Annotated in this window: 19 protein-coding genes; 12 read left to right on the plus strand and 7 right to left on the minus strand. The window is 60.8% G+C overall.

Annotated elements, in window-relative coordinates; translation table 11 throughout:
• Positions 1-366 precede the first annotated feature (366 nt).
• On the plus strand, positions 367-1533 hold the full coding sequence (locus KZJ38_RS12365; RefSeq protein ID WP_219796178.1) for a porin: 1167 nt from the start codon (positions 367-369) through the stop codon (positions 1531-1533).
• Positions 1534-1834: 301 nt separating this feature from the next.
• Entirely contained in the window at positions 1835-2512 is a 678-nt protein-coding gene (locus KZJ38_RS12370) for an NADPH-dependent FMN reductase (RefSeq protein ID WP_219796179.1), read from the plus strand.
• 72 nt (positions 2513-2584) lie between these two features.
• On the opposite strand, the gene KZJ38_RS12375 is transcribed toward KZJ38_RS12370, so the two are convergent.
• Positions 2585-4042: a flagellin N-terminal helical domain-containing protein gene (locus KZJ38_RS12375; RefSeq protein ID WP_219796180.1), complete on the minus strand. Its 1458-nt coding sequence runs from the start codon at positions 4040-4042 to the stop codon at positions 2585-2587.
• Positions 4043-4270: 228 nt separating this feature from the next.
• Between KZJ38_RS12375 and KZJ38_RS12380 the strand changes: the two genes are divergently transcribed.
• Both KZJ38_RS12380 and KZJ38_RS12385 read left to right on the plus strand, forming a co-directional pair.
• Positions 4271-5728 carry a hypothetical protein gene (locus tag KZJ38_RS12380; RefSeq protein WP_219796181.1) on the plus strand — a complete coding sequence of 486 codons (1458 nt, stop codon included), beginning with the start codon at positions 4271-4273 and terminating at the stop codon, positions 5726-5728.
• A gap of 218 nt (positions 5729-5946) precedes the next feature.
• Positions 5947-6903 (plus strand): helix-turn-helix domain-containing protein, encoded by a 957-nt coding sequence (locus KZJ38_RS12385; protein WP_219796182.1) that lies wholly within the window; start codon positions 5947-5949, stop codon positions 6901-6903.
• A 304-nt stretch (positions 6904-7207) separates the two neighbouring features.
• On the opposite strand, the gene KZJ38_RS12390 is transcribed toward KZJ38_RS12385, so the two are convergent.
• The 3 genes from KZJ38_RS12390 to tkt all read right to left on the minus strand — a co-directional run bounded on the left by KZJ38_RS12390 (position 7208) and on the right by tkt (position 11139).
• Complete coding sequence (locus tag KZJ38_RS12390) at positions 7208-7870, minus strand: TolB family protein (protein ID WP_219796183.1); 663 nt, start codon at positions 7868-7870, stop codon at positions 7208-7210.
• 200 nt (positions 7871-8070) lie between these two features.
• Entirely contained in the window at positions 8071-9051 is a 981-nt protein-coding gene (gnd, locus tag KZJ38_RS12395) for a phosphogluconate dehydrogenase (NAD(+)-dependent, decarboxylating) (RefSeq protein ID WP_219796184.1), read from the minus strand.
• A 6-nt stretch (positions 9052-9057) separates the two neighbouring features.
• Positions 9058-11139, minus strand: coding sequence for a transketolase (gene tkt / locus KZJ38_RS12400; RefSeq protein ID WP_219796185.1), 2082 nt, complete (start codon positions 11137-11139; stop codon positions 9058-9060).
• 420 nt (positions 11140-11559) lie between these two features.
• On the opposite strand from tkt, the gene KZJ38_RS12405 reads away from it, so the two are divergent.
• The 3 genes from KZJ38_RS12405 (at position 11560) to KZJ38_RS12415 (ending at position 13242) form a co-directional block, all read left to right on the plus strand.
• Positions 11560-11910 (plus strand): hypothetical protein, encoded by a 351-nt coding sequence (locus KZJ38_RS12405; RefSeq protein WP_219796186.1) that lies wholly within the window; start codon positions 11560-11562, stop codon positions 11908-11910.
• A 105-nt stretch (positions 11911-12015) separates the two neighbouring features.
• Entirely contained in the window at positions 12016-12543 is a 528-nt protein-coding gene (locus tag KZJ38_RS12410; protein ID WP_219796187.1) for an H-NS family nucleoid-associated regulatory protein, read from the plus strand.
• A 198-nt stretch (positions 12544-12741) separates the two neighbouring features.
• Entirely contained in the window at positions 12742-13242 is a 501-nt protein-coding gene (locus KZJ38_RS12415; RefSeq protein WP_219796188.1) for a hypothetical protein, read from the plus strand.
• Between the two features lie 111 nt (positions 13243-13353).
• Here the strand turns inward: KZJ38_RS12415 and KZJ38_RS12420 are convergent, their stop codons facing one another.
• Positions 13354-14841 carry a sensor histidine kinase gene (locus tag KZJ38_RS12420; protein ID WP_219796189.1) on the minus strand — a complete coding sequence of 496 codons (1488 nt, stop codon included), beginning with the start codon at positions 14839-14841 and terminating at the stop codon, positions 13354-13356.
• A gap of 33 nt (positions 14842-14874) precedes the next feature.
• Positions 14875-15639: a response regulator transcription factor gene (locus tag KZJ38_RS12425; RefSeq protein ID WP_219796190.1), complete on the minus strand. Its 765-nt coding sequence runs from the start codon at positions 15637-15639 to the stop codon at positions 14875-14877.
• A gap of 184 nt (positions 15640-15823) precedes the next feature.
• Between KZJ38_RS12425 and msrB the strand changes: the two genes are divergently transcribed.
• The 5 genes from msrB (at position 15824) to KZJ38_RS12450 (ending at position 19308) form a co-directional block, all read left to right on the plus strand.
• The gene (msrB, locus tag KZJ38_RS12430) at positions 15824-16381 is read left to right on the plus strand and encodes a peptide-methionine (R)-S-oxide reductase MsrB (protein ID WP_219796191.1); all 558 of its coding nucleotides are present in this window, start codon (positions 15824-15826) and stop codon (positions 16379-16381) included.
• Positions 16382-16719: 338 nt separating this feature from the next.
• Positions 16720-17034, plus strand: coding sequence for a BufA1 family periplasmic bufferin-type metallophore (locus KZJ38_RS12435; protein WP_219796192.1), 315 nt, complete (start codon positions 16720-16722; stop codon positions 17032-17034).
• 54 nt (positions 17035-17088) lie between these two features.
• Positions 17089-17985: an MNIO family bufferin maturase gene (gene bufB / locus KZJ38_RS12440; protein WP_219800293.1), complete on the plus strand. Its 897-nt coding sequence runs from the start codon at positions 17089-17091 to the stop codon at positions 17983-17985.
• Positions 17975-18799, plus strand: a complete 825-nt coding sequence (locus KZJ38_RS12445) for an HvfC/BufC N-terminal domain-containing protein (protein ID WP_219796193.1) — start codon at positions 17975-17977, stop codon at positions 18797-18799. The genes bufB and KZJ38_RS12445 overlap by 11 nt, the downstream gene beginning before the upstream one ends.
• Positions 18800-18804: 5 nt before the next feature.
• Positions 18805-19308, plus strand: a complete 504-nt coding sequence (locus KZJ38_RS12450; protein WP_219796194.1) for a DoxX family protein — start codon at positions 18805-18807, stop codon at positions 19306-19308.
• Between the two features lie 40 nt (positions 19309-19348).
• On the opposite strand, the gene KZJ38_RS12455 is transcribed toward KZJ38_RS12450, so the two are convergent.
• Positions 19349-20458: a DMT family transporter gene (locus tag KZJ38_RS12455; protein ID WP_219796195.1), complete on the minus strand. Its 1110-nt coding sequence runs from the start codon at positions 20456-20458 to the stop codon at positions 19349-19351.
• Positions 20459-20524: the final 66 nt, after the last annotated feature.

The following is a 20524-nucleotide window of genomic DNA, read 5'->3' on the forward strand; positions in this document are numbered from 1 at the left end:
GGGTTGAGAATCAACCCCTCTCCTCTTCTTTGTTGCCCCATGCACGTCGCCGTTCGACACGTCGATGTGTTTGCGGCTGACGGTGCGTAAACCGGCCAACCTGTTCCGTTATTCCACGCAGGGCACGAAAAAACTCGAGCGATGCCGCACGGCTGCATCGCAGTGCTTCGAACCGCTCTGCGCCGTAAAGCAGAGCGAAATTGTTTAGCCGAGCACGGAATACTGATCGCTTTCATCGGTTTACTCGCACAGAAATGACCGGTCCCGCCCACTTGCGCGAGTCACCGGAATTTCGTCCTTCGCCACGTAATGCGGATATCTAATCAAGTGGCGAACAACTCAACAAATCGAAACGGAGACAATCCGATGAAAAAGACATTGGTCGCGATCGCTATAACATCGACGTTTGCATCGCTGGCGCATGCGCAAGGCAGCGTGACGCTTTATGGCCTGATCGACGAAGGCTTTGAAGCCGTCAGCAATGTCGCTACCTCCGGGGCTAACGGGGCGCGGCAATACAGACTCGATTCGGCGAGTGGCCTGAACAGTTCGCGCTGGGGCCTGCGCGGAGTCGAAGATCTCGGTGGCGGGCTAAAGGCGATTTTCCAGCTCGAGAATGGTTTCGAACTCAATAACGGCCGCCTCAGCCAGGGCGGCGCAGAGTTCGGCCGGCAAGCCTTCGTCGGCATAAGCAGCGGCAAGTTCGGTACGGTCACGCTCGGCCGCCAATACGACAGCGTCGTCGACTACGTCGGCACTTATTCGTTTTCCGACACGAGCGTCGGCACGGCTCACTCGGCACATCCCGCCGATCTCGACAACTTCAACAACAGCCGGCGTACCAACAACGCCGTAAAGTTCAAGAGCGCCGACTACGCGGGGCTGACCTTCGGCGGCGTCTACAGCTTCGGCGGTGTGCCGGGTTCGGTCGGCACCAATCAAATCTATTCGGTCGGCATCGGCTATAAGCGCGGTCCGATCAATCTTGGCGCCGCGTATCTGGACGCACGTAACCCGGCCTCCTCGCTGTTCGGCAGCAACCCAAGCGACACGCCAACCTCGAATGGCCTCACCGGTTCGCCCGTGTTCAGCGGCTATGCAAGCGCGAGTTCGTACCATGTGGCCGCGGCGGCTGGCACCTACTCGATCGGGCCGGCGACGATCGGCGCGAACTGGTCGAATGTGCGCTTTGCCGGAATCGCAGCGCTGAACCACGTCACCGCGGTGTTCAACGACGTCGAAGCGAGCGTTCAGTATCACATCACGCCGACGCTGCTGGCTGGGGTTGCGTACAACTATCTGCACGGTAGCGCCGCGAACGCCACGGTGGGTGGCGCAAACTACAGCCAGTTTGGAGGCGGCGTTGAATACGCACTCTCGGTACGTACCGACGTGTACGCGGCAGTCGACTATCAGGTGGCCAACGGACACGACTCCACCGGACATGGCGCCACCGCGAATCTGGCGGGACTGTCACCGTCTTCGAACCGCTATCAGACAGTGGGCCGCGTCGGCCTGCGCCATCGCTTCTGACGTGTGCGACGAGCGCGGGCGACCGCGCTTCGATCTCGGGCCTACGGCGCTGCGCCTCGCGCAGCCCGCTGTGCTTTCTGCGGTGCTTTATTCGGCGCAGGCTTTGCCTCGCGCGGTGTGCGCCCTGCCGGCGCTGCGTTTCTGGCGAAAACGCTCGCGATATTCTTGACTTTCAGAAAGTCTAAAAGTCGGCGCGATCAGTTGTAATGCGATCGACGTGTTCCAGTCAGGAGGACCGACGCAGCGAATCCGACGAATGCCAGACAGTGCGGAATAAAGTGTTTTAGGGGGCGTTCTGGAGATGTCGCCCAGCGAGCGTCACTGTCCTGACAGATCGAAATCTACGCACGCGTTAGCCATTCGCTGGGTATTCCCTTCCCCACTCCTGGATGCAATCGTGACCAGAATTTCTGTAATTGTCGGCAGCGTCCGCCCCGGCCGCTTTGCTGAAAAGCCAGCGAACTGGATCGCCGATCATTTGCGACAGCACTCGGCGATCGATACCCGGATTCTCGATCTGATCGACTTTCCGCTGCCGATGTACGAAGAGCCTCTGCCGCCCGCTTACCCGGGCCGGCCACCTTTCACGAACGAGGTCGTGATTCGCTGGACAGCGGAGATCGCCGCATCCGACGGTTTCGTGATCGTGACCCCCGAGTACAACCACGGCTATCCGCCCGTGTTGAAGAATGCGCTCGACTACGTTTACGGCGAATGGCACCGCAAGCCGGTTGCTTTCATCAGTTACGGAGAAGTCGCGGGGGCGCGAAGCGTCACTCACCTCAGGGATGTTGTCGGCACTCTCGGGATGGCTTCGATCCGTCACGCCGTGCAACTCCCCTTCGCCACGCTGATGACGCACTATCGAGGCGAAGATGTCGCCGCGGCGCTCGCAGAGTTCGACGATGTCGGCTCCGCCATGGTGGGCGAACTTCTCTGGTGGACGGCGGCGTTGAAAGAAGCACGCGACAAGGGTTGATAGTTTGCGGGGCGAGCCGCGTCGTTAAGACCCTCCTGCTCGCCCCGTATGCATTACAACCTTAAGCGCCGCTTACTGCAGCAGCTTCAGCACCTGCTGCGGCTGCGAGTTCGCTTGTGCAAGCACCGAGATACCGGCTTGCTGCAGCACCTGTGCCCTGCTCAGGTTCGCCGTTTCCTGTGCGAAATCGGCATCCGTGATTTGCGACTGCGCACTTGCCAGATCGGTCGACTCATTCTGCTGCGACTGCGAGATGGCGGCAAAGCGATTTTGCGCGGCACCCAGCGACGCCTGAAGGTTGGCGATCCCAGCCAGCGCATTGTCGATCGCCTCCATCGCGTTGGTCGCGCCTTGCGTCGTGCTGATGTCGATCTGCGACACAGCGGTCGGCACGTTCAAGGTATTGACGCTCGCAAGCAAGGTGCCCGACGGCTGGGCGCCGGTGCCGCTGCCAATCGTGCTGGTCGGTGCTACGCCGTTGAAGCCGAAGCTGCTTAACACTCCGCCCGTGGTTGACGCGATATTGAAAAGCCCTGCCGTTACAGACGGCGAGATTGATTTGCCATCCTGATCGACAAACTTGATGTTGCCCTTACCGTCCGCTTCGACGGTAATTGAGGTAATCACGTTCGGCGTACCGACGGATGCGTCCTTACCAGTCGCCGGGTCGATGTTGATGCCCGAGATTTCGCCGAAGATCGTACCGTCCGCAGCGCCGGAATTATTTGCGGCGGCGCTGGAAATGATGGCGATTTCGTTTGCCGGCGAGAGCGCGCTGCCGGTCGTGAGCCCCAATGACGAGACGCCGTTGCTCGTCGTCGTCGTGAACAGGGCTGCCGATGCGGCCGACGAAATGGCGTCGCCGTTCTGGTCGACGAAATTGAAGCCCCCGTTGCCATTCGCGATGATGTCGATTTCCACGATCGGGCCGAGCCCGCCGCTCGTGTGCTCCGTACCGTCCGCGTTCAGGTTCAGATGCGTGATTGCGCCGAGCTTGCTGCCGGCCTGCACGAAGCCGCCGCCAAGCGACGCCGCCGAGACACCCTGGCTCAGATCCAGCGCCACGGTCTGGCCGACGTTCGCGCCGACCTGCACCTGGATCACACCGGCCTGCCCGTTCAACAGCCCGATGCCGTTGAATTGCGTCTGCGAAGCGATACGGTTCACTTCCGCGATCTGCTGCGACACTTCCTGCTGCAATGCCTGCTGATTGGCCGTGGTCAGCGTGCCGCCTGCGGCTTCACCAGCCAGCGAGCGGATACGCTGCAGGCTTGCCGTGATCTGCGCGAGGCCCGTGCTGGCCGTTTGCACCAGCGATACGCCGTTGTTCGCATTTGACACGCCCTGATTCAGGCCGTTGATCTGTGTCTCAAGCGAAGTGGAAATGGCGAGGCCAGCTGCGTCGTCGGCCGCACTGTTGATGCGCTTGCCTGACGACAGGCGCGTGATCGCTTGCGACAGCGCACTACCGGAACCGTTCAGGTTCTCCTGCGCAGTAAGCGAAGGGATATTGCTGTTTATGCCGAGCATGCGGTTCTCCGTGGAAGGATGGGTCTTAAACACCTGACAAGGTTGAGATCGTTGGAAGCACTCGTTCATTGCTGCCCGCCTCAGCTCGCGTTGTCGGCCTTCCGGAAAACCGCTTGAGGATAAAACGCGCTCAGGCGCGCAAGGACAAGTAATAGGCGTTAATCGTCAACCGCCATCGTTGGAGTGGACCCAAGATTTCTGTGCGACGAGAACATCAGACGGCACGAAATGAATGGCACACACAATCTCTTTACTGAATTGATTCAGGGTGACGGTAAAGCATCCTGGGCTAGCCTTGAAGCAGTTAAAGCGCACCCTACTCACGATTACGCTAAAGAACAGTTCAAGACCAACGAGAAATCTCCCTCGACCGGCTCAGCCCGTCTTATGGCCAGGGCATTCGCCGATCGCCTGAACCGGGATCCGCAGGCGGTCGCCGGCCTTAGCAATCAGGACGTCACCTCCGGACTCCTTACACTAGGTAGATGGCACTGGGAAGCCACGTGTCAGAACGCTGCGGCACATCTGGCAAGGAGAATCCGGAACGACACCGCATTTTCGCCGAGTCTGAGTGGCGGCGAACTGGCTGACTGCCTGGATTCGCTCGCCGCATGGAACGGGGAGATTTTCAGGGACGCCAGCGTCAGACTGATCTCGTATATCGAAGCGAGCACTCTCCACTTCGATACGCAAGGTGGCCGGCAAGTGGCCAGCAGTCTGAATGCGCTTGGAACGTGGCATCGCGAAGACACCTGCCGAAAAATGGGTTTGAGACTCGCCGCCAGGCTTGCGAATGATGAGTCATTGCGCGCAGCACTTGATGGACAGCAAGTTGCCAATTGTCTCAATGGACTCGCCAGATGGAGCAAAGAACCGGTATGCCGATCCGCAGGTGCCCATCTCGCGCTCAGGCTGACGACCGCTCCTTTTTTACATGACAGCCTGAACCCACAGGAGGTTGCCACCTGCCTCTATGCGCTAAGCAGGTGGCATGACGACGAGGCGTGCGTGCAAACCTGCATGCTTCTGGCAAGACGGATTGCTAGTGACGAAATATTGCGAATTCAGTTCGACGGACGCGGGGTCGCTCACTGCCTGAGCGCACTGGCGAACTGGACTAGCAAACCGATATGCGCGGACGCAGGGAAAAAACTGGCCACCCGCCTTGCCAACAGTGAAACCCTGCTTAGACAACTGAACGGCGCCCGCATAGCGACTTGCCTGGGTGCACTTGTGGAGTGGAGCGATGACAACGCGTGTCGGGCTGCGGGAGCACAACTCGCAAAGCGGTTGTCGGCGGACGGTCCGATGCGCCACAGTCTTCATGGAAGGTATGTCGCGGTATGCCTGCACGCTTTGGCAACCTGGTCTGCCAACGAGGCGTGCCATAAAGCGGCCGTTCAGCTATCAAGACGACTCGCATCGGATGACATGTGGCGGCGTCTGAGTCCAAAGCATGTCATCAACAGCCTGAAGGCCTTGAGCAAGCTCGAAGGTGAAGAGCCGTGCCGGGACGCGGCCGCGAAGCTCTCGCAACGAATCTTTGCCGACGACGCCCTGCGTTCTGGTCTAAGCCGGCAGCAGCTGACCGATTGCTGCGAGGCACTTGCGAAGTGGGATTCGCATGAGGTCTGTTGTCATGCCGCAAGTCAGCTTGCCCTGCTTATCCAGTCAGCACGGCATTGAAGTTTTCTGAGAAAAGCCTCTCTTTGACTCTAGCCCGAATCAGCCACAGTCGTGTCGAACATGCGGCGCTATTGACAACAACTGTACGTTCAATAAAGCCCGACATCTGAAATTCCTGAGAGATAATTTCAGCGATATCCAGTCGTTCGGAAAACTGATCGCTTCCCATTTTCGAAAAATAGATTCAGGACGTGAATGGAAATTATCCGAGCCTGACAATGAAGCATTTTGTTACGCAAGCACTCAAAGGCAAAAAACCACGAACAGAAGAGGAATGGCACGAACTGGTGCGAAGAAACTGGAGTATGGAATGTGCGTTCAACAAGGAGCACGCAGGCGACCTGCTTGCTACGTCGTGGTCAATGGGCGATATCCGCTTTGAAGCCGCCGATCTGTCAGGACAGCGCTGGACATGGATACCCGGACCTGGGCTGAACCACTGGCGCAGTCACTATCTTGTCCTGCTGTTAATCGAAAGCGGCGAGATCGAGATGGAACAGGACGGCACGCACATCCGGCTTCGGGAAGGTTCGCTCGCGATCTTCGATGGAAGCAACAGGTACACGCAAACATCGAAAGCGAATTCACGGGCAATCGCGCTGCGGGTCGCCAAAGCGTCGCTTGAGAACAGGGGCAGACTATTTTCGCGCCGATCGATGTTTGTGCCAAACCCGACCTCGCCCGATGTCGAACTGCTGAGGTCACTGATCGAAGGCGCCACTGCTTATGGGGAAAATTGCAGTGACCATAACGCAAGACTCGTTGCCGATTATCTGACCGATCTGCTTGGAATTGCTACCAATACCGCGACGCTGCCGGTTCGGCTGGTCAGGTCTGACGTCATGCTCGGCAAGATCAAGCGCTTTATCGACCGTAACGTCGGCAACGAGCATATCGATATCGCGATGGTCGCTAGCGCGATGGGTGTTTCCAAGCGCCATCTGAACAGACTGTTTGAACGTGAGGGCTCTTCTGTCATGCGCTATGTGTTGCAACAGCGGCTCGCCAAAGCCACAGAAATTCTGACGAGTGGCGACGTTGACGTTCGAATCAGCGATATTGCATGGCAGTGCGGCTTTGTGAGCGCAGCGCATTTTAGTCGGGTCTTCAAGAAGCACTATGGAAAAAGCCCAACCGAGTTCCAGCGATGCGGTATGACATCCGCCAGTGAGTGAAGACAGCACACACGCTCCCTCGGGAGCCCTTTAGCACGCTTCGTTTTTTACGCCGCCTGGCGATGCGCGCGGAGTCGAAACAGCCTCGAAATTCGCATTGGGTCGCGCCGCGTTGCACCACCCCTTCGACGCGTCGTTGAGCACGATTACCCAATATGTAGACAAAATTCTAGACTCACTGACATGCGTCTCGAGTCGGGAGTGCTGACCTGTCTACGCAGCGCGTTGGGCGCTTGTCCCACCTGGCTTACTTTTTTCGCGGGCCGCACAGTGTGCGGCCCGTTTTCGCTTCAGCGATGGAGCCTCAATTCCGCTCCGCCTCGACGCTGCGCAGCGCGTTCGGATCCTCGCCGACCACCTTGATGGTCTTCCCGTTCGACGATATGAGCACCTGCGGGTCCCACGCGCCGTGACCGCTCATCTCCCGGTGCTGTTCGACGAGCAACGCCCCCACATACTTGCCCCGCGAGACCACGCTCAGCGCGTTACCGTCGGCCACGAAGCGTTGCGGACCGCCGGAAGTCGGCACGGCATGAACGGCGGCTGTCGTACCTGAAGCCGCCGTCAAAAAGTAGACCGTCGCGCCATCCGGCGAAAAAATCGGATGATCGATGTCCGCAAGCACGTGTTCGGGCTTTTCCTTTCCCTCGGCCTTGCCGGTCACGAGCCGGACCGCCCTGTGATCCTTCAGATGGATTACCCACAGGTCGCGCACGGCCGGACTGTCGTGCGCCTCGTCGACGCCGCGCGTCTGCCGCGTGAAAGCGACCGCGTCGCCAGTCGGGGAAATGGCGGGCGCGTCATCGGCGCCCGTTTCGGTCAGCGCTTCGGTGGCGCCGCCGGGCGCCGTGTAGACGATATTGCCTTCCTGCACCGATACATAGCCGATCGGAGCGGCAGCCCATGACGCATGGGGTGGGAAGGCGAATAAGCAAAATGCAGCGATCCCCGGTAAAGCCGGTCTCATGGGCGGTTTCCTCGCAGTTTCCTGACAGTTATCTGGCGGTTTCGTGGCAAACCCCGGCGATGGAGTAACGGCCACTCCTCCATCGCCGGGTTGTCGATACCGCATATATCGGCCACGCATCGAACGTCTTGAGGCCGACCGCCAGTCAGTCACCACCAGCCGCCAGTCAGCAGCTGATCAGGAACCGCCGCCCGCTTTGCTTATTTGACCGGAAACTCCTTATGCCCGCCGAACCCAAACCGCATCGCCGAAAGCATCCGTTCAGGAAATGCCTCTGCGTCACGTGACCGGAACCGCGTATAGAGCGCCGCCGACAACACCTGCGCCGGCACCGCTTCCTCGATCGCCGCTTCGATGGTCCAGCGCCCTTCTCCGCTGTCCGCGACCTCGGTCGAGAAATGCTTGAGCGTGTTGTCCTGCGCGAGCGCGCCTGCCGTCAGGTCGAGCAGCCACGACGATACGACGCTGCCGCGCCGCCACACTTCCGCGACATCGGCGAGGTCAATCTGATAACGCTGGCCTTCCGGCAGCTCCGCCATGCTCTTGTGCTCGAGAATGTGGAACCCTTCGGCGTACGCCTGCATCAGCCCGTATTCGATGCCGTTATGCACCATCTTCACGAAGTGCCCGGAGCCGACCGGCCCAACATGCATATAGCCGTTCTCGACGCGCTTGTCGCGTCCTTCGCGGTTCGGCGTGCCCGGAATATCGCCGCGTCCCGGCGCGAGCACCGATAGGATCGGATCGACGCGCTGCACGACGGCATCGTCGCCGCCGATCATCATGCAATAGCCGCGCTCGAGTCCCCACACGCCGCCCGACGTGCCGACGTCCACGTAATGCAGGCCCTGCTCGCGCAATTGCGCGGCGCGGCGGATATCGTCCTTGTAGAACGTATTGCCGCCGTCGATTACTACGTCATCCTTGCTGAGTATCTTGCGCAAATCGTTCAGCGTATCTTCGGTAATCTTGCCGGCCGGCAGCATCAGCCAGACCACGCGCGGCGCCGACAGCTTCGCGACGAGATCGCCGAGATCCTTCGCGCCGGTCGCGCCTTCCTTCGCAAGCGCTTCGGTCGCCTGAGGATTGTGGTCGTAAACAACGCACTGATGCCCGCCACGCATAAGCCGGCGTCCGATATTGCCGCCCATGCGTCCCAATCCCACGATTCCGATCTGCATGATGTGTCACTCCTTGCCGTTGGATTTCACTCGCTCGATCTGTTTCTTCGCCGCTTCGTAGACGCGCTCGGGTGTAAAACCGAACTTCGTTTTCAGGGCCTTCAATGGCGCCGAGGCCCCGAAAGTATGCATAACGATTTGCGAGCCGAGGCGCCCGACATAGCGGTCCCATCCGAGCGTTGCGGCCTGCTCGACGGCCACGCGCGCATGCACGTCGGGCGGCAGCACCGACTCCTTATAGGCCTGATCCTGCTTTTCGAAGAGGTCCCACGACGGCATCGACACGACACGCGCCGCCACCCCTTCCGCCTTCAGCTTTTCATACGCCTCGACGCACAGCGATACCTCGCTGCCCGTCGCAAGCAGCAGCACCTCCGGCTTCTTGCCGCCTTCGGTGTCCGCAAGCACGTAGGCGCCGCGCCGCACGCCTTCGGCCGACGCATATTTCTTGCGATCGAGCGTCGGCAGCGCCTGGCGTGTCACGACGATACAGGCAGGCTCGTGCGGATGCGTGAGCGCGACTCGCCATGCTTCGGCGGCTTCGTTCGCATCGGCCGGCCGCAACGTCGTCAGCCCCGGCACCCCGCGCAGCGATGCAAGCTGCTCGATCGGCTGGTGCGTCGGACCGTCTTCGCCGACGCCGATCGAATCATGCGTAAATACGTAGACGACCGGCACTTCCATGATGGCCGACAGGCGAATCGGCGGCTTCATGTAGTCGCTGAAAATCAGAAACGTCGAGGCATAGGGCCGCAAGCCCGACAGCGCGAGACCATTCGCCACTGCACCCATGCCATGCTCGCGGATGCCGAAGTGCAGATTGCGGCCGCCGTAGCTGTCATGCTCGAAGCTGCCCGCGCCTTCAAACTTCAGATTCGTTTTCGTCGACGGCGAGAGGTCGGCCGAGCCGCCGATCATCCATGGAATACGCTGTGCAATCGCATTCAACACCTTGCCCGACGATTCGCGCGTCGCGATGCCTTTCGGGTCGGCGTCGAAGGTCGGAATGTCGGCGTCCCAGTTTTCGGGCAGCTTCGATTCGAGCATCAGCTTCAATTCGTTCGCCAATGCAGGATACTGCTTGCCGTAAGCATCGAAACGCTTTTGCCACTCGCTATGTGCGCTCTTGCCGCGCGCGCCCATACCCTTCGCGAGGTGGTCCATCACGCCATCGGGTACGAGGAATTGCGCATCTTCGGGCCAGCCGTAGGCGCGCTTCGCAAGCTTGATTTCTTCTTCGCCGAGCGGCTCGCCGTGCGCGCCCGAGGTGTCCTGCTTATGCGGCGCGCCCCAGCCGATGATGCTCTTCACGACGATCAGCGTCGGCCGGTCGGTTGTCGCTTTTGCCTTCTGTAGCGCGGATTCGAACGCTGCGCCGTCGTTCGCATCGTCGACGTGCAGCGTGTTCCAGTTGTAACCGCGAAACCGCGCTTCGACGTCGTCGCTGTATGCGAGATCGGTATGTCCTTCGATCGTCACGCGATTGCTGTCGTAAATCCAGATCAGGTTCGAGAGCTGCAGATGCCCGGCGAGCGACGCGGCCTCGTGCGACACGCCTTCCATCATGTCGCCGTCGCCGCATAGCGCATAGACACGGTAGTCGAACAGCGCGCCGTCGGGCTGGTTGAAGTGCGCTTCTTTCCAGCGCGCGGCCATCGCCATGCCGACGCTATTGCCGAGCCCCTGGCCAAGCGGCCCGGTCGTGGTCTCGACGCCGGTCGTCATGCCGTATTCCGGGTGGCCCGGCGTTTTGCTGTCGAGCTGCCGGAACTGTTTGATGTCGTCGAGCGAGACCGCAGGCTTGCCGGTGGGCTTGCCCTGCGCATCGACCTCTTTCACGCCGTACAGATGCAGCAACGAATACAGCAGCATCGACGCGTGCCCGACCGACAGCACGAAGCGGTCGCGGTTCGGCCAATGCGGCGCGTCCGGGTCATACCGGAGATGGTTCTGCCATAAATGAAACGCGACCGGGGCTAACGCCATCGGTGTGCCGGGATGGCCCGAATTGGCCTTCTGGACGGCATCCATCGATAGCGTGCGGATGGTATCAATCGCGAGGCGGTCGAGGTTCGGTGCTGAGGACATGAGCGACAACTCCCTTATCAAGAGTGTGCTGCGGCACACCAGATGCCGCAGCGGGCAACCAGGTCGATTGAGCAAGTGTAGTGCCTTCGAAGCGGCATTGCAGATTCCGTACTCTGCGGCAGTCCACACGGACTGTTTCAGGAAATGGCGTGTTGCGATTTCGACAGCGCGAGACCCCCACCCCGCGCAACCGCAGCCGGAGATCACGGCGAAAAATCGCGGGAAAAATTACTCAGGTGAACGCGCGGATCGTCGCTAATTGTCGCGGATCGTCGTGGTTGACGCGTCGCGCCGATACTTACTGCTACCATTAGCCGATTGAATCTCGCATCGACGTCCGCATCTGTCGCGTGCTGGGCGCAGGTTGAATGTGCGCTGAAAGCCCCGACTGCGGTGCGGAAAATAGGGACATCAACGGAAATGGAACGCGAATTCACCGAATCGAACCCTGCGACGCCTGCCCGAGCGGAACTATTGTGTTTCCTCGTTGCGGTTGCCGCGGCATCGTATGCGCTCACGCAGGAGTGGCGCGTCGACCATGTCGTGCAATGCTGCCGCCAATGGCTTCGCAAGAACGACACGAAGCTACGGTGGCTCGAGCGCGTGCGTATCGGCCAGCTCGCCCTGAAGATTGCGCGCGACGACCTCGAAAATGCGGGCATCGCGGTGCGGCTCTCGAGCGTGTCCGCCCTCTTCACTGACGAAATGGAACTCAACGAAGCGAGCACGATGGTGCAGAGAATGATGACGCTTTGTCACGAAGCGCTCTAGGTCTTAACCGTTTCAACCGTATGACCGACCGGAAGCGGCCAACAAAAGATGGCGCTTCAAGCATGTTCTGTGGCAAAGTGCGGCCATTTGCGTACGGAGAAGAAGATGGCCACGCTGGAAGCAATCCAGAGAAAGATTGAACGTTTGCGGGCACAGGCTGAAAAAGCTGCGACACAACAGAACTCGGCCGTGATCGAGCGCATTCGCGGGATCATGGAAAAGCACGGTTTAACCGTTGCCGACGTGGTCGCGCATCTTGGTGAAAGACGCGGCGCGCGCGGTGCGTCGAAGGGCAACGCGGCGCAAGTCGGCCTTCAAGGCAAAGGCAAGCTGCCGCCGAAATACAGGAACCCTGCAACCGGCGAGACGTGGAGCGGCCACGCCCGCCCGCCGCGATGGATCGCCGGCGTCAAGGACCGCAGCCGCTTTCTGATCGATAGCGGAAATACCAGCGGCAAGCGCGCGGTTAAGGCTGCCGTTAAGCCGGCGGTTAAGCAGACTGTCAGCGCACAGGCGAAGGGCAAGCTGCCGCCGAAATACCGCGACCCGAAGACGGGCGCAACCTGGAGCGGCCATGCGCGCCCACCGGCATGGATCAAGAACGTCAAGGACCGCAGCCAGTATCTGATCTGATTTGACCGGCAATAGATCGGCAACGGGTCGGCAATAGACCGGCTGCAAAATAACAGGCTTTCGGGGTAGGCCATGCAAAAAGTTGCGCTTTTTATCGTCCTTGCGTCCGTTGTTTTGAGCGGCTGCAATCGCCGCGCTGAAGATCCGAACAACTGCAGTGCGGGAAAGGCGCAGCCTGCGATGGACGTCGGTCAAGCCATGTCCGTCCTGAAAGCTGCCGGTTACGAAGTCAGACGGCCCGACGAGGCTCCTGCTGCCTCCGTCTCTATCCCGGCGCCCGCGCAAGCCGCCACCGCTGCGCCGCCGCAGATGCCGGAGCAAGCGCCGGCGCCTGCTCAAGTGCCCGCTCAAGTGCCTGTTGAAGCTCCCGCTCCCGCGCAAGCCGAGGCGCCGGTACAAACCGCGGCGCGGCACCGGTTCTCGCTACTATGCAATGCGACTGTACAAGGCCAACGCGTATCGCAAAGCCTTTCAATCGATCTCGATGCCGATACGGTCAACGGCGCGCGAGCCGAAGTGTCCGACACGGAAATCAAATGGACGACTCAGTCGCGCGACCAGTCGGGCACGGCATTTAACGGCGAAACGCACACGCTCAATCGATTGACTGGCGACTATCGCTTCTACGACGAAGCCGCGATCTATTCCGCCGATGCGCCGACATGGCAATGTGCACCCGCATCGAAGCGACTCTTCTGATGTCCCGCTGATGCGCGTCAACTTTGACGCACGCTGGCGCACCTTTGAACGACGCATCCTCGAACGCGCGGCGCCTGGAACACCTGACTATTGCACCAGCGCATCAGCGCACTAGCGGTCCGCAGTTGCGACAGCCACATCGAGCGAGAACAGGAACGTCCCGCCCTTCCCCTCGCGATCGACGAGTGATATGGCGCTGCGGTGCAAGTGCAGAATCTGCTGAACGATCAGTAGTCCCAGCCCGCCGATACGCTGCGCACCGCCAACGTTGACGGGCCGCTGGAACAGGCTGTCGCGCAACTGCGCTGGAATGCCCGGACCGGTATCGCTCACAGTGACCGTGACCTTGCCGTTCGAAGGCGCGAGTTCGACCTCGATCGTCCCGCCTTCCGGCGTATGTCTTATCGCGTTGTCGAGCAGGTTCGTCATCACGCGCTCGATCATGCCAAGGTCCGCATAGACCTCAGGCAAACGCGTTGAAATCTGCGCGCGCAGACTGATGCGGCGCGCCTCGGCGGCGAGCTCGAACTTCTCGAATACGTCCTGCAACAGGTCCGCAAGCGAAAACGCTTCCGCCGCGGGCTGAATCTGGCCATGCTCGAGCCGCGCGAGCTCGAAAAGCGATTGCGCGAGATGCCCGACTTTCGTGCTTTGCAACAGCGCAATGCTCAGATAACGCCGGCGCTCGGGTTGTTCGAGCTGATCGAACTTCAACGACAGCGCTTCGAGATAACCATGCAACGACGTCAGCGGCGTGCGCAGGTCGTGCGAGATATTCGCGATCAGTTCACGACGTTCCTGATCGCGATACGTTAGCTCGCGCCATTGCTGCGCAATACGATTCGACATCTGCTGGAAGGCGCGTTCGAGTATCGCGATCTCACCGCGTGCGCGGCCTCGCGCGGACAACATGCCCAGCGACGAAAGTTTGGCGGCCGCGCCGGTTTCGTCGCCGGCATCGAAATCACGCACGGCCTCCGTAAGGCGTCCAAGCGGACGCGTAATCAGGCGAAACGCGATCAGGCCCGCGATCAGGCCGGCCAGCGCGACCAGCGTCATCGACCACAGCGTCGTGCGCAAAACGGCATTTCTTGCAATGCGTGCGGCCCATTTGTCGTGCGCTTCACCGAGCAGCACGACATAGATATAGCCGGCCGTCGCGCCGTTCGCACCGGGCAATGCAGCAGCACTAAACACCTTGCGGCCGGACACGCTGCGCGGATCGTCGCCGAAAATCGGCAATCCCTCGCCGGCCAGAAAGCGCCGTATCGGACGCACGTCGACATGATTGCGCTTCACATGGCCTGGCGGCGCATCGTCCCCCCTGATCGCGCCGTTCGCATCCAGCAGATACACCTCGACGCTCGGGTTCACCGCCATCAGCTGACTGAACAGCGCACGCAGCATATCGGCACGCGGCCCGCTCCGATCGATCAGCGGACCGTTCTGCGCGATATGCGACGCGAGATCGTGCGACACGGCCTGAATAACCTGCTGGTCGTGCAGATCGCTCGCGCGGATCTGCAACCACGCCGATACCGCGCAGCACGCAAGCAGCAATGCGGAAAATACCAGTGACAGGCGCTGCGACAGATTCACGTTCGTATCCTTTCTCGCGGGACGTTTTGCCGCTCAGGCGCAGGCTGGGCTGCTTCCTGGGCTGCTTCCTGGGCCGCTTCCCGCCTGCGACGCGGGATTCGCATCAAACCGGTAACCTCGCCCCCAGACCGTGACGATGCGCACCGGATCGGTCGGATCGGCTTCGATCTTCGCGCGCAAGCGGTTGATGTGCGTGTTGACCGTATGCTCATAGCCTTCGTGCGAGTAGCCCCATACCGTATTCAGAAGATCCATGCGCGAGAACACTTTGCCCGGGTGGCTCGCGAAGTGGTAAAGCAGATCGAATTCCCGCGGCGTGAGCTCGACGCGCCGTCCGTCGATGCTGACATCGCGCGTCACCGGATCGATTGACAGTCCGAACGAAGTGCGAATGCCGGCCTGGTCGCGCAAATCTCTCGCCATCGCATCGACGCGGCGCAGCAGCGCTTTGAGGCGCGCGATCAGTTCGAGCACCGAGAACGGCTTTGCAAGGTAATCGTCAGCACCGAGTTCGAGACCGATGATGCGATGTACCTCGCTCGAACGCGCACTGATGATGATGATCGGGGTATAGCTCGCCATCGCCCGCGCGCGCTTGCAGATCTCGAGACCGTCGACGCCCGGCAGCATCAGATCGAGCACGAGCGCATCCCAGCCGCCCTGCGAAAGCAGGCGCAGGCCGTCGTCGCCATTCGCGCAGTGCACGACCTCGTACTGCTCGTCGCGCAGATGCAGACCCAGCACGTTGGCAATATCGACATCGTCTTCGACGATCAGAACGCGCTTCGCTTGAGCCATGGGAAATGAACGGAACAGTGGTCACCGGGGCACATTGTGCAGGCTTTCGGATGCATCAGTTATCACGATAAATTTAACTTTCCGTGAGGACTTGGACACCGGGCAGCCGTTAGTCTGATCGCATGTTCGAAGCGGCACGGACGCTGAGTACTGCGACGCCGCCCTGACCTGTACGGAGACTGCCATGAAATACCGTCGACGCTTTTTACTTGCGGGAACCACCACGCTCGCGGCACTCGCCGCGCTCACGCAGTGGCGCGCGCTGGCCGGCGTCCTGCCCGACGCGTCCGGCAGCTCCGACGGCGAAGCCAACGCACCGGCAGCGAACGAACCGGCAGCCGACGAACACTTCGACGTAACGCACACGGAAGCGCAGTGGCGCGACCTGCTCACGCCCGCACAATTCGCCGTACTGCGCGAAGCGGCGACCGAGCGCCCGTACTCGAGCCCGCTCAATGATGAACACCGGGTCGGCGTGTTCGCCTGCGCCGGCTGCGCTCTACAACTCTTCTCGTCGCACACGAAGTTCGATAGCCACACCGGTTGGCCGAGTTTCTACGCGCCGCTCGATCACGCGGTGGCCACGCATACCGACCGCTCGTTTCACATGACCCGCACGGAAGTGCACTGCAGCCGGTGCGGCGGGCACCTCGGCCACGTGTTCGACGACGGACCGCGGCCGACCGGCCTGCGCTATTGCATGAACGGACTTGCGATGAATTTCGTACCCCGTTCAGCCTGAGTGCAACACGCGCCGAGCCATCGGTATATACATTTATACGTCAAGATGATTTGACCAAATTTAACACGTATGTCCAAATTGAACGGTGTATCGTCTATCCGTTTTTAGAACGATTACCGGTTACACCTTCGCGACAAGTCTTAGCTAACGGAGTGCAAGGTGTGGCAATGCGAACCGTAATGAAGTCATGCGTCCCGGCAGTTCGCTAAAGGAATCACCGGGAGAGCGCCCCATTCGGCGGACCTGCATGCAGGCCCGCTGCAATTGGATGAGCTCCTGGTTAATATCGGCGACCGTACCCGTGACGGTACGCCAGTCCACCTCAATGGAGAATGTCAATGTCTGCAAAGAAGACCGCTGTTAGTTCCGCCCTGCTTGCAACCGCAGTGGCTACCCTGCTCGCGACGGCCGCGCAAGCTGCGCCGCTGACCAAGGCAGAAGCCAACGCGGCAGTCGCGGCTCACAAGGAGAAGTGCTTCGGCGTTGCACTGAAAGGACAGAACGACTGCGCAGCGGGTCCGGGTACGACATGCCAGGGTACGTCGACGACGGACTTCCAGGGCAACTCGTGGAAGTTCGTTCAGGGCGGCACGTGCACGAGCATCGTGACGCCGGCCGGCAACCACGGTTCGCTTTCGCCGATCAAGTCCTGATCACGCGTGTCAGGAACGGGGACTGTGATGAGCGGATTGACCAGCACCACCACGATGCGCGCCAACACGCGTCCCCGCGGCCTGACTTCGGAGACTGCGGGATGGGTCGGTACTAGCTTCAAGCATGAGCATCTCGCAGCAATTCTTGCCGACCGTGTCAATCATGGTTTTTTCGAGGTTCACGCGGAAAACTACATGGGGGCCGGCGGCCCGCCGCATCGCATGCTCGAGGCCATCCGCGAGCGTTATCCGCTGTCGCTTCACGGCGTGTGCATGTCGATCGGCGGTAGCGAGCCATTGAACCGTCAGCATCTCGCGCGTTTTCGCGACCTGGTCGATCGTTACGAGCCGGCGCTCGTATCCGAGCATCTGGCCTGGTCCACACATGCGGGCACCTTCTTCAACGACCTGCTCCCGGTGCCGTACAACGAGGACACGCTCGCGCGCGTGTGCCGGCATATCGACGAAGTGCAGCAGGCGATCGCACGGCCGATCCTGCTCGAAAATCCGTCGACCTACGTCGCCTTTGAATCGGCGACGATGAGCGAAACCGAATTCATCACGGCAATCGTGCGCCGTACCGGCTGCAGACTGCTGCTCGACGTCAACAACGTATTCGTATCGGCAACGAATCACGGTTACGCCGCGTCGGCTTATCTCGATGCGTTCCCGCTCGACCATGTCGACGAGATTCATCTGGCGGGACACGCCGAACAACTCGACGACGAGGGCGAACCGCTGCTGATAGACAGTCACGACGGCCCGGTTGCCGATCCCGTGTGGGCACTCTATGAAGACGTCATCGGGCGCATCGGTCCCACTGTCACGCTTATCGAATGGGACAGCAAGCTGCCCGAGTGGCCCGTGTTACGCGCGCAGGCACTCGCAGCAAGGAAGCTCATGGAATCGCGTCGGGTACCGGTTACGACGGACGTCTTCAATGAAATCTGAAGACTGCCGCAACCTGCGGACTACCGACTTCGCAGCGGAATTCTCACGCGGCCTGACGGATCCGGATGTGCAGGCGCCGCCGGACGTCACAGGCCCAGCGGTAAGAGGCGCAAACGGCGAGAGAGAAAGCGCAAGAAAAGGCGCCGTCAAACGCTACAACGTATATCGCAACAACGTGACGGTCAGCCTGATCGACGCGCTAGCCGCGACCTATCCGGCCGTGCAGCGTATTACCGGCATCGATTTTTTCAGAGCGATGGCGCGGTTTCACATTCGCGCCACGCCTCCTGTGTCGCCGCTGCTATTCGAATACGGCCACGACTTTCCCGGCTTTATCGAGCAGTACGAATATGCGAAAGCCATGCCGTGGCTCGCGGATGTCGCGCGTATCGAACGCGCGTGGCTGGACGCCTATCACGCGGCCGATCTGCCGGTTTTACCGGTACAGATATTCGAAGACATCGAGCCCGCGCAATTAGGCGAACTGCGTTTCACGCCGCATCCGGCTACGCGAATCGTTCGCTCAGCTTATTCCGCGCTATCGATCTTCGCGATGAACCGGCGCGACGGTCCGGTCGAACCGCTCGATCCGAGCGGAAGCGAGGACGCGCTCGTGACGCGGCCCGAAGCGGACGTGATCGTGTCGAACCTGCCCGACGGCGGCGCAGCATTCCTGAACACGCTTATTGCAGGCGAATCGCTAGGGGCAGCGGTGGCCGCGGCCTTCGACGAAGCGCCCTCTTTCGATCTTCCGGCCAGTCTGAACGGGATGATCGCATCCGGCGTATTTACCGCCATTGACCGTGGAGATTGAGGACGATGTCCGAACTGGAAAACCGGAAGCCTGCTTTCGCAACTTGCGTGGCAACGAAGATCGGCCAGGCGAGCGGTCTCGTGCAGAAACTGGCGCAGCCCTGGCTCACCCAACTGGTCCTGCGCCTTGCGTTGTCCGTACCGTTCTGGCGGTCGGGCATCCTCAAGTGGCACGGATTCCTGCAACTCAACGATACGGCCGTCGACCTCTTCACCGACGTGTTCCAGTTGCATCTGCCCGGCGGCCCCTATCCGTTTCCGGCGCCGGCGGTGGTTGCCTTTCTGTCAGCGTGCGGCGAAGTTGGTTTTCCCGTGCTGCTCGTGCTGGGCTTCGGCACCCGCTTCGCAGCGCTGGGCCTGTTCCTGATGACCTGCACCATCGAACTGACCGTCCCTGACGGCTGGCCGATTCACATCACGTGGGCAGCGATGGCCTTGGGAATCGCTGCATGGGGACCCGGCGCGATCTCGATCGATCACCTGCTGTCACGGGCGGTGAAGCGCAGTTGATGCGACGGCGCCGAGGGCGCCGCCAGCACCAACCCCGGCGTCAATGCCGATGCCTGTGATGCACATCGGGAAAATGCGCGTGCGAATGCGTGATCGGTGGATGCACATGCCGATGCGTATGCGGTTCATCGCCCTCGTACGGAAAATCGTGTTTGTGCCGATGATGCTCGTCATGCGTATGCGGATGCGCGTGCTCGATCCAGTCGTGCTTATGTTCGTGCTCATGCCGCTCGCGCACATGCAGGACGATGCCGATCGTCATCAGCACCGCGGCGACCCAGAATGCGACATGCGGCCACTCGGGCCATAGCAGCAGCGACAACGCGACGCCGAACAGCGGCGCAACGGAAAAATACGCACCCGTGCGCGCCGTGCCGAGATGGCGCAGCGCGACGACGAACAGCACAAGACTCACGCCATAACCGACAAGGCCCGTCACCATCGCGGCGGCCACTGCCGCTGCCGGGGGCCACGACGCGCCCGCTGCGAATGCAATTGCAAGGTTCGCCGGGCCGGCGATCAACCCTTTCGCGCTCGCGATCGCCATCGCATCGTTGCTCGACACCTTGCGCGTCAGGTTGTTATCGATTGCCCAACACAGACACGCGCCGACAATCAGCAGCGCGCCGAGCGGGACGCCTGTGTCGCCCGGCTGCCACGACAGCACGACACCACCGGCGACGATGGCGACCATGCCGAGAAACACAGGAATATCGACGTTCTCGCGGAACACGACCCACGCGATCACGGCTGTCAATACACCTTCAAGGTTAAGCAGTAACGCCGTGGTTGCCGCTGGCGTGCTCGATAAACCGAGCATCAGCAGCGCAGGCCCTGCGATACCGCCTGCCGCAATCGAGCCGAGCAGCCAGGGCAATTCGGCATGACTAACCGGACTGATCGACGTCGCGCGACTAGCCGGATCAACCAGACCTTCCGGCTCACGATGGCTGTCGCCGGCATGCCCGGACTTTATCAGCCGTCGCGCCATGCGAAGCACAAAGAGCCCGATCCCGCTGCCGAGATAAAACAGCCCGGCGACCATGAATGGAGACATCGCGCCCAGCAGCACCTTGGCAAGTGGCGTGGCGGCGCCGAACAGCACAGCGGCGGCAAGCGCAGTCGAGATCGCGCCGGTTCGTGGGTTCATTGAGAATGTGCGAGGGAGCAGTGGCGTACAAAGTCACAGTGTATCGGGCACCGCCCGACAGTTCGC

The organism is Paraburkholderia edwinii, from assembly GCF_019428685.1.
GTDB lineage: Bacteria > Pseudomonadota > Gammaproteobacteria > Burkholderiales > Burkholderiaceae > Paraburkholderia > Paraburkholderia edwinii.